This window comes from Vulcanibacillus modesticaldus, assembly GCF_001730235.1.
GTDB lineage: Bacteria > Bacillota > Bacilli > Tepidibacillales > Tepidibacillaceae > Vulcanibacillus > Vulcanibacillus modesticaldus.
This window is the reverse complement of record NZ_MIJF01000005.1, coordinates 1-15,395: the sequence shown is the minus strand read 5'-3', so window position 1 is coordinate 15,395 and position 15,395 is coordinate 1. Positions and strand designations below refer to the sequence as shown.

14 protein-coding genes are annotated in these 15,395 nt (G+C 32.2%); all 14 read right to left on the bottom strand.

All coding sequences use genetic code 11. The features are described 5' to 3' along the window. Positions 1–93: 93 nt before the first annotated feature. Positions 94–894, bottom strand: a complete 801-nt coding sequence (locus BHF71_RS01595) for a PKD domain-containing protein (protein WP_069655922.1) — start codon at positions 892–894, stop codon at positions 94–96. Continuing rightward, a complete protein-coding gene (locus tag BHF71_RS01590; RefSeq protein ID WP_069655921.1) occupies positions 860–5,908 on the bottom strand; it encodes an Athe_2463 domain-containing protein in 5,049 nt (1,682 codons plus the stop codon). The genes BHF71_RS01595 and BHF71_RS01590 overlap by 35 nt, the downstream gene beginning before the upstream one ends. Positions 5,909–5,913: 5 nt before the next feature. Continuing rightward, positions 5,914–6,762 (bottom strand): copper amine oxidase N-terminal domain-containing protein, encoded by an 849-nt coding sequence (locus BHF71_RS01585; RefSeq protein ID WP_069655920.1) that lies wholly within the window; start codon positions 6,760–6,762, stop codon positions 5,914–5,916. Positions 6,763–7,120: 358 nt separating this feature from the next. Further along, complete coding sequence (locus BHF71_RS01580) at positions 7,121–7,690, bottom strand: Fic/DOC family protein (protein ID WP_069655919.1); 570 nt, start codon at positions 7,688–7,690, stop codon at positions 7,121–7,123. Next, a complete protein-coding gene (locus BHF71_RS01575) occupies positions 7,683–7,865 on the bottom strand; it encodes an antitoxin VbhA family protein (protein WP_069655918.1) in 183 nt (60 codons plus the stop codon). Before BHF71_RS01575 ends, BHF71_RS01580 begins: the two co-directional genes overlap by 8 nt. Positions 7,866–8,060: 195 nt before the next feature. Continuing rightward, entirely contained in the window at positions 8,061–8,279 is a 219-nt protein-coding gene (locus BHF71_RS01570) for a DUF2905 domain-containing protein (RefSeq protein ID WP_069655917.1), read from the bottom strand. Further along, a complete protein-coding gene (ruvB, locus tag BHF71_RS01565) occupies positions 8,263–9,273 on the bottom strand; it encodes a Holliday junction branch migration DNA helicase RuvB (protein WP_069655916.1) in 1,011 nt (336 codons plus the stop codon). Before ruvB ends, BHF71_RS01570 begins: the two co-directional genes overlap by 17 nt. A 13-nt stretch (positions 9,274–9,286) precedes the next feature. Beyond that, positions 9,287–9,904, bottom strand: a complete 618-nt coding sequence (gene ruvA / locus BHF71_RS01560) for a Holliday junction branch migration protein RuvA (RefSeq protein ID WP_069655915.1) — start codon at positions 9,902–9,904, stop codon at positions 9,287–9,289. Beyond that, positions 9,901–10,401, bottom strand: coding sequence for a crossover junction endodeoxyribonuclease RuvC (gene ruvC, locus BHF71_RS01555; RefSeq protein ID WP_069655914.1), 501 nt, complete (start codon positions 10,399–10,401; stop codon positions 9,901–9,903). Before ruvC ends, ruvA begins: the two co-directional genes overlap by 4 nt. Before the next feature lie 120 nt (positions 10,402–10,521). After that, entirely contained in the window at positions 10,522–11,757 is a 1,236-nt protein-coding gene (locus BHF71_RS01550) for an MFS transporter (protein ID WP_069655913.1), read from the bottom strand. A 190-nt stretch (positions 11,758–11,947) separates the two neighbouring features. Continuing rightward, entirely contained in the window at positions 11,948–12,526 is a 579-nt protein-coding gene (locus BHF71_RS01545) for a BofC C-terminal domain-containing protein (protein WP_069655912.1), read from the bottom strand. Positions 12,527–12,594: 68 nt separating this feature from the next. Further along, on the bottom strand, positions 12,595–13,341 hold the full coding sequence (locus BHF71_RS01540) for a YebC/PmpR family DNA-binding transcriptional regulator (RefSeq protein ID WP_069655911.1): 747 nt from the start codon (positions 13,339–13,341) through the stop codon (positions 12,595–12,597). A 106-nt stretch (positions 13,342–13,447) separates the two neighbouring features. After that, positions 13,448–14,200 carry an NAD(+) synthase gene (gene nadE, locus BHF71_RS01535; RefSeq protein WP_069655949.1) on the bottom strand — a complete coding sequence of 251 codons (753 nt, stop codon included), beginning with the start codon at positions 14,198–14,200 and terminating at the stop codon, positions 13,448–13,450. A gap of 192 nt (positions 14,201–14,392) precedes the next feature. Further along, positions 14,393–15,395, bottom strand: a 1,003-nt coding sequence (locus tag BHF71_RS01530; protein ID WP_069655910.1) for an RNA-guided endonuclease InsQ/TnpB family protein, incomplete at its 5' end; no start/stop codon positions are given.

Below are 15,395 nucleotides of genomic sequence, written 5' to 3'. Positions count from 1 at the left end.
TACCAAATTATTACTTTTATTGGTAGTTTAGAGGTTATTTATACATTTTGAGTAGTCTAAAATGCCACTATTTATTATTTTTAGCAATACAAGTTAATATAACGTATGTTGTCTCCAATAAGGATCATCATCTATTTGAATAATAACATCAGTGTACTTTGTTATTCCACTAGAATAGGAGGCTGAAAATCTAAAAGTTAATGTTTGGGACGGCCATTTAATCATTTGTTGATCCCATAATTCACCCTCCCAATTTTCACTTCCTGAATAACTAAGTTCAGTAATGTATCCTGTCTGCAAAATACTAACAGAAAAACTTTCTACGGATAAATCACTATCCGGATCAATGATCATGGAATTACCATTTAGAATGAACTTTTCACCCGGGAAAAAGACGTCATACGTCCTAGGCAAATTTTCTGTTCCCGTTTTAGAAAGATTATATTTTATCCGATTTTGATTCCACAGAGTTGTATGTAAAACTTGGCCACTTACCATTAATTCATTTACTATTATCACTACCCAGTCAGTTTCATCCCAAGCTCCAGCACTATCTGTTACTTTCTTCTTAACCTGATAAGTACCGGGTTGTACATTAGTTATTGTTGCATTTTGAGTTGATACAGTATATGTTGAACCATCAGGCTTTTTAATGGTCCACAAATGACTAGAAATATTGCCATCAGGATCGGTTGATGTGTCTGTTAATGTAATCGTATCTCCTTCATAAACAGTTGATGGGGTATAAGTAAAATTAGCTGTTGGTGGTGTATTTCTAACTATTTTAAAGTAAACCTTATTTGAAACATTAGACCATACACCATTAGAATAGACTTGTCCTTCTACTCGTATTAATCGTTCATCTGATACTAACTTGATATTGTTTATTAGCATTCCAATGCTCGATCTGTAACGCTAATTCGTTTGAATCATTATAGTAAAATTCCAATTTATATCTTTCTTGTAAGTCACCATCTTGATCATAATAATTCCATTTCACAAGAGGTTCACTAGATACTACAGTTGGATTTGCAGATGTTCCATTTGGTGATGTAATAGTCATAGTCGGTTTACGTTGATTTACAGGTGGCAAATTATTTTTATAGATCCTCTGTTCAGCCCAATACGACCAAGCACCATGAATATCCTTAACTCTTTCTTGTATTATTAATGTTACCCCTGGTCGGTCATAGTATTGTTTTTTACCGTACTTCCATGTAGTTTCATCAGAATATTTCCATCTAAATTCTTTATCAGTTATTAATGTTAAATCAGGGTCATAAGAAGTATCATAAGTATCGTAATCTAGTGATTCGCCTTCTACATATACCTTACCTGTAAATCTAATGTCAGGTTGAGCTATTGGTCTTCTGTGAACATACAATTCTTTCATAACTTCTTCTGACCACAATCCATACCCAGCTAATCCCGGATTATCTTGTGCTTTATAATAAATCTCGTACTTACCTGGTTTATCAAAAACAGTTATTGGAGAAGAATATGTTTTATTGTGATAAACACTATATCCTTCACTATTTTCAAAGAAATTAGGATAATGTACATAGCTCCAGGATTCAGCGTACTTAGAATCATTTTCAGGGTCAGTAAACATTGTTTCATAATTTACTGTTTCATCAACAAGAACAGCTCCGTAAGTTGGTTGTGTTTCATATTCTACTATCGCAGTACGTTTAATATTATTGAAAGAAACATTAGATTGACCTAACGACATAATTCCTACAGAACCGTCTATATAAGTAGAATCATTTACATCCATATACTTTATATCGTTTATCAGTATTTTAATATTTCCGTTATAAGAATCGATTTTCACATGATAATTAGAAAAAGGTGTTCTATTTAAAGAAACACTACCTAATACAGTTTTTGTTCCATTAATAACTCTATACAAAGTTAAAGTATTTTTACTCCATTCAATAGAATACAGATTTTTTTCGTCTTGAATATTAAATCCTGCTCCGATAACTTTATCGTTTTTTAAATCATTTACTGAAACATCAAATTCAAATGAATAGTTAGATGAAATATCATTTATGTCGTAAAATAAACCTCCCCAGTTGTCGTCTATTACTTCAATAGTATTGCTATCTATTACCTTAGGATAAGTTGCACTATTTTGTTCTCCTACTACAGATACCTCTTTTGTATAAAGATTTTCTCCAAAATAATATAAAGAATTATCGGGAAACCATAATAATTTTAATTCGCTTTGAGGACTCGAGCTTCCACCACCTCTAGGAACTGTTTTATAAACTATCTCTTTTAAAATTTCTCTATTAATAATGTTGTGGATTACCCAAACATACTTATAATAGTTTGGATCTGAATAACTATCAAAGGACATTCTTACCATTAAGCCTTTTCCGTTAGATTGGAGATAAGTATTAGGTAATGTTCTATCTTGAGTAGTTGAACCTCCCCATGATGGAGATTTTATATATGCACCTTTACTCAAAACATTGCCGTTATAATCTAAAATAGCATACTTACTATTGCGTTCATAAATTACATAGACCCTACCATTAGATAGAACAATAGGATTAGTTAATGGTATACTCTCTCCAGCATACATTTTACTACTAGACCTAACTCCATAAAGATACTCCTGTCTTTTAACAGACAAATCTACAGTATTCAATGTTTCAATATAAAATTTTCTATAATATTTTCCTCCTGATTTATAAAAATCTACAAAAGATACATATACATATTTGTTATCGTTAGAAAATACAGGATAAGTAACATCTTCTGCGTCATAATTATTACGACTAGCTTCTATAATTCCTGTGTTATTGTTTATCTTAATAAGTCTAAATGATACATAATAACTAAATCCTGACTGATAAAAATCTTTATGTAGATAAATAACGTAAACATCATCATTATAATCTTTAACTAATTTAAAATTATATAGACGACGCCTATTTCCATAAACATAGTCTAAAGCAGACCAGTAAGTCATCTTCTTAGATTTAGAATATTTAACAACTGCCAATTGAACATCAAAATTTCTATAGTCAACATAATTTGGTCTAGTTAACATAATTAAATAAAGCGTATCTTTATCTTTATCGAAATAAATATCCTGAACTAGAGGAACAAAATATTGTCCAATCAAAACTTCTTCAATAAAATTACCTTTATTATCAAAAGATACTAAATATAAATTTTCCAATTTAGTATTGGAATCAACCGTACTTCTTTTAGTGAAATAAAAAACTTCGTCATCATCCCCTATAGTTATAAATTCATTAGTGTAGCCATTAATAACTCTAGGAACTGAAAAACTTGAAATAATTTCACCTGTCTTAGCATTTCTTTCAAAAAAATCATAGTTGCCCGTAGTGGAATTATACTGATAAGAATAAACTCTATGCCCTGGAAAAACCTTCTTTATTATTGTACCGTTATATGTCCAAGTTCCTAACAACTCTAAATTACCGATAGTTTGATTAGTCCTTCCATTTGGACCATTTCCCATGTCAGGGTAAAAAGTTGAAAAATCTACTTTAACAGCATTTTTGGTACTTAAAGTACCATTAGAGTTTTTCCAACCAATCTTGCTTAAATCTCCTCCAACATATGGACTTTTAAGAGTCCAGGAATTGAAAATTGTATCAGAAGAATAAGAAATAATCGGTGCTTCACTATCCTGTTTTGGTTGAGATGTTAAACCAAAAGTGTTAAAGTTAACAGTTGGTTGTTTGTTAATTACATCTATTACAGTCGTAGCAGAAGTACCTTTACCGTATTCTTCGTAAACAATGGCTTCGTATTTTCTTTTACCTACGGTTGAATGAGTTATTTTATAAACATTTGTAAATGGTCCATCATAGACTGTATTCCAAGCTTCATCTGAATAACTACCATCATTATCTGAATCATATTGATAAGAAATAACTAATCTATTTAACTTATCAAAATCGGGACTTGTAGCTTCGATATACAAAGTATTTTCTATATTTCTATAAGTCTGATTAGCGGTAAATAAATTTACAATTGGTGCTTTATCTTCGACAACTTCTAATTCTAATCTTCCCCAATCACTTACCCTTCCGTCTGAATCAGTTACTTGTCCTTCTATGTAATAAATTCCTGGATCATTAGGTGCTTTAGTGGGTAAACCATTTGTATAAGAAGAATCCGTACTCTTTTTCCATCTAAATTTGTCGTATGTATGATTTATAGTAACACCTCTATCAGCTATTGGAGAATAGGAATTTAATAGATGATATTGATTAGGAAAATCTCTCCCTTGAGTGATTTTATTCACACCTGTAATAATAGCAATCGGCTTTGGATCTATAACTCGTAAGTAAGCTGTATCTGTTCTACTTGAGCCATCATTTTTCATAACCTTAATAGTTGCGGAATATGTACCAGGAACACCAATAGCATTTGTTTTAGGTTCAAAAGCATTTTTATCTATAATATAAGGTTCTAATTCAGGAGAAAATGTCCAAGAATAACTATCTAAGCCATCAGACATATTAAAAATTTGAGAGCCCTCACCAATAATTATTCTATCTGGATTAAAACTAATATCAGCTTTTAATTCTGCTGGAGGTGGTGGTGGATCACTAACATTCACCTTTAATTGTATCCAGCCCGATTCTTTACCCGATTTGTTTTTTACATATAATTCGATAAAATAAGATTTATTATCTATACTCGTAATATCTTCATTGTTAGGTTTTTGGTAAATATATTGAGACCCTATTTTATCTTCTTTATATCGCCAATACTTTTCAGTTATCAGTTCTCCACCTGGATCATATGATAAACTATCATCTAATTTTAAATCTGTTCCAGTTTGAACAGTTATTGTACTAACAGTTCTTGTATCCCCTTGTAAGTGTGAGATTATCGCAATCGGTGTTGTTGGTTCATTTTTCTTATTGAGGTAAATAGCAAAAGGGTACACGTTATTATCTTCATTAGATTCCACTACTTCCCCATTTATATCTACTTTAGCACTTAAATTTTTAAGTCCTGTCGAGCTAAAGGAAAAGTTGAAGGTTAATGTTTTAGTAGCCCCTGGTGCTAAATTAGTTACAGATTTAGATGAAACCGTAACACCAAATAAACCTACTTGAAATAAACCACTATCTACATCACCGTTGTTTTTAACAGTTACATTAATAGTTATATTCTCATTAGTATAGGCAGCGTCAGGATAGTTAATTTGAGTAATCTCTAAATCAGGCTCTGTAGGGATATTATTAATATCAATTTTCTTTTCAGGTGGAATATAGAACGTTTCATACCACCATTTGCCACCAGAACTATTCCACATCGTAACATATCCTGGTGCAAAATCATAAGGTCGTTGGGTCATAATAGCGTAATCTTTAAGGGTATTAGCTGTCCAATTAGAACCTGTCAAAGCGTTATATGAATCTAGCCAATTAGATGTTGGATTATTATAGGTATCAACCATTGAAGCTAACCATGTTGTGTAGTTTGGGTCGGTTAAATAATCCTTGATAGTCTCATTTATACTTGAACTTAAATTCCAAGGTTGTTTTATCCAATTCTTTGCTACAGATGGTTCAGCCAAAGCGTCATTAGGAAAATCTATATTCCAATAGGGATTACCATTAACATCGTAACCAAAGTAACGCCATTGACCATTCTTTTTCTCATTTCCTGGTACTTCTTCAGGTGTTCCATAGACAACAAGAGCTTCCCCTACACCCATTTGATCTAGTAAATATTTTTCATTTAATGTTTTACCATTGGCATTTGTAGTAGCAATACCGTAATAATCTATGATCTTTTGTGCTTCTAAGCTATAAGCCAGTGTTTCTTTAGGTAAAGGAAAAATAGAAAATACCAGTATGAGAGATAACAAAATATTTATCCCTCTTTTATATCTAATCCGCATAGACATCACTCACCAATATAGATTTTAATTTGGTTATTTAACGGAGATACTAAGAATTGACGATTATCATAGGTAGTTAATATTCTTTCTCGATTAACGAAATGCTTAATCGCTTTTTCATATTCAGTTGGATAATATACTTTTAGAAAATCTTTAATAAAGTTAACTTCATCCTCATTAGGTTCGTTTTTAAATAAAACTATTTTATATTTAGCAGTCATAGGAACATCATACAATCTTATAGGTTCTTCAAAAGTAGTTACCGAAATTGTTAAGTCCTTTGAATTCTCGCTACCTTTTAAATTAATAACTACATCACCTAAAATATCTACAATTGTTGTACCACTAAAACTCGGCAAACTCTGCACTAACTCAATCATTTCGTCTCTATTATTAGGCATAAACTGATAAGTTATCTTTACATTATCGCTACTATTTAAAATTACCGTTTGGGTATTACCTTCCCAACCTACTTCAAGTCCTAAGGCTTCGGAAATAAACCTTATAGGTACTAGAGTTCTTCCGTTTACTAATTTAGCAGAAGTATCTAATTGATAAGTCCTACCATCAATTTCGGCTGTTGTTTTTCCGATAGATAATTCAATTACTCTATCATCTTTTGTTACAATTACCGTTTGGGTACTTCCTTCCCAAGTAACTTTCGCACCTAATTCCTCTGATATAAAACGTATAGGCACTAAAGTACGATCATTTTCATCAATGATAGGTGGTTGATCAAACTGAACATACTCTCCATTCAGCTTTACTTTGATCATTCCTTCCGCAAAGCCAACTTGTGGCAAAACTGATACTAATAAAATTAACGTAAATACCATAATACTAAATTTTTTCATTAATCTTCACTCTCCCATTTTTTATATTTTTTTACTTGATGGTATATTTTGAATATTATATAATTAATAATGAAAAAGGGATGAGGCAAGTTGCCCCTCCCGGAAGGATGAGCTACCTACTCTTAGTCGGGTTGGTAAGGGACAAGGACGGGTTGCACCTTACCGAAAAAGGATTGGTCCTCTACTTTGGTCGGTGGGAGTCATCCTTTTTTCTTTTGGTCAGATTTTGGAATCAAATATTAGTGAAGGATATGAAAAGAAGAAATCTGAAAAGTTTTATATGGCGAGAATGACTAAAGAAAGAAGGATGAAAAGTGGAAAATATTGAGGTCTTGAGAGGCAAATTATAATCCACTTCTTAGCGTGTGATACTATTTCTAATTACTTCAACCAACTTTTTAATATCGTAAACACTAGCTACTTGAGCTTCGAAAATATCTTTTGCCGGAATTTTACTCCAATCCAAATTAAAACCTGCATTTAGACTTAGAATCCTAATAAATTCCCTTTGGGTTCTACCGTTTCCTTCTCTAAATGGATGTAAAACGTTAATTTCAGCCAAATAATAAGCTGCTCTCTCTGAAAATTTATTAATATCATAATCCTTTAGATAGTTCTCTTTTTTCAATTCGCCAAATATTCTCCTCGATTCATCAGTAATGAACAATGCTTTAGCAAATAACGTATTGCCCTTAGCAAGATCTACAGTTCGTATTGTTCCAGCCCAACTATAGATATCTTGAAATATATAATAATGAATATCCTGTAGATGCATTAAATCAAACCTACCCAAAATAGGCTTGATTCCTAATTCAAATAATCTTAAATATGTTAATTTACGTTCCAGCATTTGCAACTTATCTTGATCTTTAATATTAAATTTGTTAATTAGTACATTAGTTTTGGGATAACAATATTTACTACTCATTTACTAACTCAACACACTTTTCAATATATTCATTCCTTGTTATTTCACCATTTATATACTTCATTAGTAACTTTCTATCTTCGTCAGTTACATGAAGTCCTTCAACTTTAAGCGATGCTTCAGCATTTCTAATACTTTGTTCAATTTGTTTTGCTTTTTTATCTTCTTTACCCATATTAAATATCACCCCTAAAAAATTAAAACTACATCACCCATTTCCAATGGTTACTTCTCCTATTTCTCCATTATTCATCATTTTCCTTCAAAATTTTCAGTATATTTCATCTGCCAATAATATAACTTCCAAATAAAAAAACCGAACTACGGATATTACAATCCATAATTCGGCGTTAGATAGACTGGAAAATAATTATTTAAATAATCGAAATAGATAAAGGATCCCTGTTAATAGAATGCTAAGCACAATACTAGTCATTAAGGGGAAGTAGAAGGTAAAATTACCCTTCTTGATGAAAATATCTCCTGGTAATCTGCCAAGTGATAAAAATTTACCACCTAGTTGCCAAATCACCCCAATAATGATCAATACTATACCAAGACTTATAAACATTTTAGGTACTGGATTCATTAGGTATACTCCTTCCTAAATGTTGATAAGCTAAATTAGTAACCATTCTTCCTCTAGGTGTACGCTGCAAAAACCCTTTCTGCATTAAATATGGTTCATATACGTCTTCGATGGTATTTGACTCTTCTCCTATGGAAGCGGCCAATGTATCCAAACCGACAGGACCACCTTGGTAATTATCAATGATAGTAGCAAGCAATTTATGATCAATATGATCTAATCCTAGGCGGTCAACTTGAATTTGTTCCAATGATTGTTTAGCAACATCCTCAGTTATGACACCATCAGCCATAACTTGAGCAAAGTCTCGAACCCTTTTTAATAAACGATTAGCAACCCTAGGAGTTCCCCTAGAACGTAATGCTATTTCTTTCGCTGCTTCACCGACAATTTTTACTTCCAATAATTCAGCAGCTCTAATAATAATTTGAGTCAATTCTTCTTCATTGTAATATTCTAATCGAGCCATCACACCAAAACGATCTCTTAGGGGAGAAGACAATAAACCTGCCCTAGTTGTTGCACCAACTAATGTGAACTTTGGTAAATCAATCCGAACCGACCTGGCACTTGGACCCTTGCCAATGATTATGTCTAATGCATAATCTTCCATAGCTGGATAGAGTACTTCTTCAACAGTACGATGCAATCGATGTATTTCATCGATAAATAACACATCTCCTTCTTGAAGATTGGTTAAAATCGCTGCCAGATCACCTGGCCTTTCGATTGCTGGTCCCGATGTTGTTCGAATGTTTACTCCCATTTCATTAGCAATAATGTTGGATAAGGTAGTCTTTCCAAGCCCCGGTGGTCCATAAAGCAATACATGATCTAATGCTTCATTACGCATTTTTGCCGCTTCAATATATACTTTTAAATTTTCTTTAACTTTACTTTGCCCTATATATTCAGCTAAGCTACGAGGACGAAGACTAAATTCAACTGTTTGATCTTCAGTTAACATCTGTGATGATATTATACGATCTTCCATCTTTGTCTTCCCCCTAATCCTTCATCAATAATTGTAAAGCTCGTTTAATTAGACGATCTAATGATTCCTTAGAATCGATAGAATCAGATAAAGTAGATAATACTTTGTTTATCTCTTGCTCTTGATAACCTAAGGCTAATAAAGCATCATGTAAATCGGAAACAATTTGAGATTCAGCAATATTATTGATACTATCTATCTCTCTTTCTTGAATAGCTCCCGTAAATTTTAATCCCTTCACTTTATCTTTTAAGTCTAAAATTATTCTTTGAGCAGTCTTTTTTCCAACACCTGGTAATTTCACTAATGACTTTTCATCTTCATTAGCAATTGCTTGAATAACATCATTTGGATTACCTTGGGCGATGATCGCTAGGGCGCCTTTTGGACCAATACCAGAAACATTTAACAACAAACGGAATAAATATCGTTCATCTTTTTCATTGAATCCGAATAAGCCCATCCAATCCTCTCTCATGTAATGATGGGTGTAGATAAACACAGATTGATTGATCTTTTGACTATATCCTTCCGGCCGTGGAACAAAAACCTGATATCCTACCCCATTAACATTGATTACGATGCTATCTTCTTCAACAGAAAACAGAGTCCCTTGTAAAAAATCTATCATAATAAATTCTCCTTGATAATATTTGTCATTTTTACAGAATGGGCATGACATATTGCTATGGCAAGAGCATCTGCAACGTCGTCTGGTTTTGGTATTTCCTTTAAATTCAAATACATTTTAACCATTTCTTGAATCTGTTTTTTTTCTGCCCTTCCATAACCAACAAGTGCTTGTTTAACTTGCAGTGGAGTATATTCATATATTGGCAAGTTAGCCTCTACTGCGGCAAGCATCAAAATTCCCCTGGCCTGTCCAACTGTCATTGCTGTAGTCACGTTTTTATTAAAGTACAATTTTTCAATCGAAACAGCATCAGGTTTATAGGTATTGATTATTTCCTTTGTGGCATCATAGATTTGTTTCAACCTTATCCCCGTTTCCAATCCTGCTTTAGTATTAATACTCCCATACTGTAGCGGACGAACTAGGTTTCCTTGTTTCTTGATCACCCCAAAACCAACTATGGCAATTCCAGGGTCAAAACCTAAAATAATCACAATAATTCCTCCAAATAATAAATACGAACATATATTTTCATACTGCTGATTATATCAAAAAATCTCAGCAGTTAAAAGAAAAGAAATAAGTTCGCCAATAATACTAAAGGAACTAAGAAATTACCGATGGACCTGTTTTTTTTCTCTGAAAATATAGGTTGTTATAAACATGATAATAGATACAAGCAAGAATGTAATATTGTATCCAAAATACTCAATAAATGTTCCCCCTATTAAAGGAAGTATGACAATAAAAATACTTAAAGTCCCATTAATTCCGATATAAGTTGTCCTTTCTACTTCAGGTGAAATTTCTAGCAAATATTGATCAAAACCTATTTTTCTACCACTTATCACAAATCCAACTAAAAAGAATACCAAGGAATATACACTAGGTCCGAATCTACTAATAATTAATGCAAAAATCGGGATTATAGCTCCAAATAAAATGCATAAATTGACGACAGCTTTATTCCCCCATTTACTATTTATTCTACCCCAGAAAAAGTTAGAGAGAATCGTACCAGATATTTGGAATATTAGATAGATACCTATATAACTATTATCTAATTGGAAAGTTTCTTTAGCATAAACCATATAAAATGGTAAAATCATCAAACTTATACCTGTTAAGTTTTGAACAACTATAAACCTTGAAAAGACTTTATCCCCTTTCAAAATTGCGGGTATTTCCTTAAAAAAGTAGGTGGACAATTTAACATCTTCCTGTTTATTTGATGGTGGTTCTTTGATTAACCAAAATAATAAACTGGCTAAAAATAAACCACCAAATGCGATAAACAAAATTATTGAGTAATTATTAGGAAACTCTAAGCTTTTTAAATCAAAAATCTTCTTTATTATTAGCCCACCAACTAAAGCAGACACACTACTAACCAACTGCTTATAGGTGAAAAATTTGTTTCTATCCTTTTCGTCGATAACCTTTCCGATTATATCAAGATAAGCTATTCCCGCAAATCCACCACTTATAGAAAAAACAAATATCCAAAAAAACAAACTATATACCACTATTGCTGAGCTTTCTATTGAAAAATAATAAACAAAAAAAGCCATACCCAAAAAGGACAATGCACGCAGATTTATCCCTAACAATAAATATTTCTTCTTATATTGATCCCTTCTCATAATATGGCTGAAAAATAAATTAAATATAAAAGGAACCCCTAACATAATGGAATATAATGCACCAAAAATAACTTTTGAATCGGATAATTTATTAACTAAAGATGGAAAAACGGTATTAAAATCAATCATCGACATGGTAATTGCTAACAACATTCCATGTCCTAAAAAAATTACGTAATATCTGTATTTGTTAAATAATTCTATCATCTCTTCCTCCCCCGATGTTCTCTATGTTCTTATAATATTTTAGCAAATAGATACTATTGTGACCATCAAATTAATTCCCAAAGAGCTATCCTAATGAACTTCTGTATTAGGTATTGTATTTATGTCTGATTTATCCACAAAAAAAGTGCCCTGGCTTTCCAGAACACTAATTATGGTCTATGTAAAATGGTTACTCTAATGAAAATTCACTAAATGTTGATAAAACGCTGTTAAATTCTGCTAAATCCTGAATAGGTATCCCTTGATATAATTGATCAACTGGTTCCTTTGGTAAACCAGTCTCTAGCTTTTCAATATCGATTCGGAAAAAAGTCTCAATTACTTCCCTCACCTGATTATTTTCTTTAGGGGTTCCCTTATATAGGGTTAGGTATCCATCGGGCCCTAAACTGAAATAAACCCCTCCTTTTAATTCGGGAGCTAAATCCTCTACCTCCCTTTCCAATCTGATCTGCTCATCCGTTATCTCAACGACTTCAAAATCTGGGAACTTCTCTTTAATCTCTTCATATGATTTAATATTTTCTATTTTTGTTTCTATTAGATCAGAACCAACTCGATAATGTGTAATTAAAACAAGTTTTTTTTCCAACCCTACATTAACCTGTTGAATCTCTTGTTTAGTCATTTCTCCTTCATCTTCGTTAGTTAACATATATTTAGGAATAAGTACCATTGCTAAAATTATTATAGTGATCAAAAATAGAAACGTATATTTTAATGTTTTCTTCTCAATGAAAAAAAACATAGAAAAAACCCCTCTTTTACGGTTTTTAATACATTCTAACCAAAAAGAAAGGGGTTTATACCTTATTTTTAAAAATCTAACACGCTTTCATCAATGTCAGCATTAGATTGAACAGATTGAACATCATCTAAATCCTCTAATGCTTCAATTAATTTTATCATCTTCAAAGCATTTTCACCTGTTAAAGTTACAGTGTTTTGAGGAACCATTGTTATTTCCGCAGAACTAAATTCAATACCATCTTGTTCTAAAGAATCTTTTACAGATTCAAATTGCTCTGGATCAACGATTATTTCGTATGAATCATCTTCAACCTGTAAATCAAGAGCTCCAGCTTCCAATACCATTAACATTAAGGTGTCTTCATCTAAATCTATCTTCTCTTTATCGATAGTTAAAATGCCCTTACGAGAAAACATCCAGGTTACGCTACCAGATTCACCTAGATTACCATCGTTTTTGTTAAAAACGTGTCGAACATCCGCTGCTGTACGATTTCTATTATCAGTTAACGCTTGTACCATCACCGCAACTCCACCTGGCCCATAGCCTTCGTAGGTGATCTCTTCAAAATTACTACCACCTGTCTCTCCCATCGCTTTTTTTATGGTACGTTCAATATTGTCATTAGGCATATTATTTTGTTTAGCCTTGGCGATTGCTAACTTCAACTTAAAGTTAGTATTGGTATCAGGGCCACCATTGCGAACGGCAGCATATATTTCCTTGGAAATTTTAGTGAATATTTTAGCCTTAATGGCATCTTGTCTTCCTTTTCGATGTTGGATATTTTTCCATTTGGAATGACCTGCCATAATAATTCTCCTCTCAAACCAAAATCATTGATCTAATTGAACATAATCATTATTTTAGGTTTTCTTTATCAATCTAGGTAATAGTTTAACACAATAATTTGAAATATCAAATGGTAGGCATTAAGACTCGTTTATGCTCACTGATTCTGTGTAGTCTTTCTATCTTTTCGATTACCTCTTTGTTACCTTCACCTGTTAACAAATACCTATCCAAATCTTCATAGGTGAATCCCATCTCTTGTTCATCAGTTTGTCCAGCCCAAAGATCGGCCGAAGGTGCTTTTTCAATAATCTCTTTTGGAATATTTAAATGTTTTGCTAGTAATCTTATTTGATGTTTAGTCAAACTTCCAACCGGATTAAAATCTGCTAAACCATCTCCACCTTTTGTCATATAACCAACATATATCTCAGAATAGTTACAGGTATCAGATACGAGATAACCTTTAACACTCGCAATAGCATATAAAGTTGTCATTCTCAATCTAGCTTTGGTATTTCCCTTCGCTAAATCATTTAAGCTAACAATCTCTTCTATTTCCTTTGCTAAATTATTAAAAGTAGAACCCAAATCTACTGTAACTAAATTAAGATCTATTGCACTAGCCAACGCCTTGGCGTCTCTTTCATGGATTGGATCAGAATATGCAGGCATCCATACCCCGATTACATTCTCTTTTCCCATAGCGATGATAGCTAATGCTGCAGTGACCGCACTATCAATCCCTCCGGATATGCCAACAACAACCCCCTTAGCATTAGCATCTTTTACATAGTTACGGATAAACTCAACTCTTTTTTTAACATCTTCTTCGATATTTTCTTGATAAGAGTGAAGTATTTCTTCAAATTTATCCACTCTACTTACCGTTACCAAATACCTATAAAAACTTATAAATAAGCTGAAATTTATAAGTTTTATGCTTTGTTCCTCGTTCATTGAGTCCGATTTCATAGTTAAAATGACTATTACTTTCGTTTGATATAACTCTCCGAAGGCTTAAATTCCCCATTAACGAATGGGTACATATCAGTAGTATCTTTTAAGTGATTAAGCTACTGATGGTCTATGCTTTATAGGATAATCTTTAAGGTTAATACTTGCATTAAGGTCTCTGTCAAGCTCTAATCCACAACTGTCGCATCGATATTTCCGATTAGAAAGTTTTAAATCCAATTTTATATGTCCGCAATTAGAACATATTTTACTTGAAGGAAAATATCTATCAGTTATGATTAAATTAATATCATACCATTTACATTTGTACTCTAATTTTCTTCTAAATTCTCTTAGAGATTGTTCAAATATTGCTCTTGCGAGTTTCTTATTTTTTAGCATTCCACTTACGTTTAAATCCTCGATCACGATATACTTTGGTTTTGCTTTCACCAAAGATGTTGTAATCTGATGGGTATAGTCATCTCTGATAACTTTTATTCTCCTATAAAGTCTTTTTAATTTCTTTTCAGCTTTTACTATATTTTTTGTTTTCTGGTATTTGTAACGGTTTTCCCTCCCTTCAATTTCAGTTTTATTCATATCGTATTTTCTTGAAATTTGTTTTTGTAATCTTTTATGCTTTTTTATTAACTTCTTCATTTTGAATGATTTATTAATGTTTTTAAACTTCTCACCATTACTTATTACTGCTAATTCTTTTACACCTAGGTCAATACCTATACCTTCAGTCTGGTATGAAGTATTATTTTCTTTTTCTTCTTTAACACCAATGCTGATCCACCAATTAAGTCCATCATACGTTATTCTTGGATTAATATACTTAATATTTTTTCCTGTTGGTATTCTGCCTTTTTCAGCTAGTTTGATCCAATTAAACTTCTGCTTATTTCTTTTTCTACTTGTAGTCAATTTTTCTAACTTAACATGGGTTTTAGTAATTTTAATTTTTTCTGTGTCTTGATAAAAACTGTGCCTAGATTTCTTCTTGGACTTGAATTTAGGGAAATTGCTATAACCATTGAAAAACTTTGTGAAGCTATCGCAAGCGTCTTTAATAGCTTGCTTAGTTACATTATTTGAATAATTATTTAAC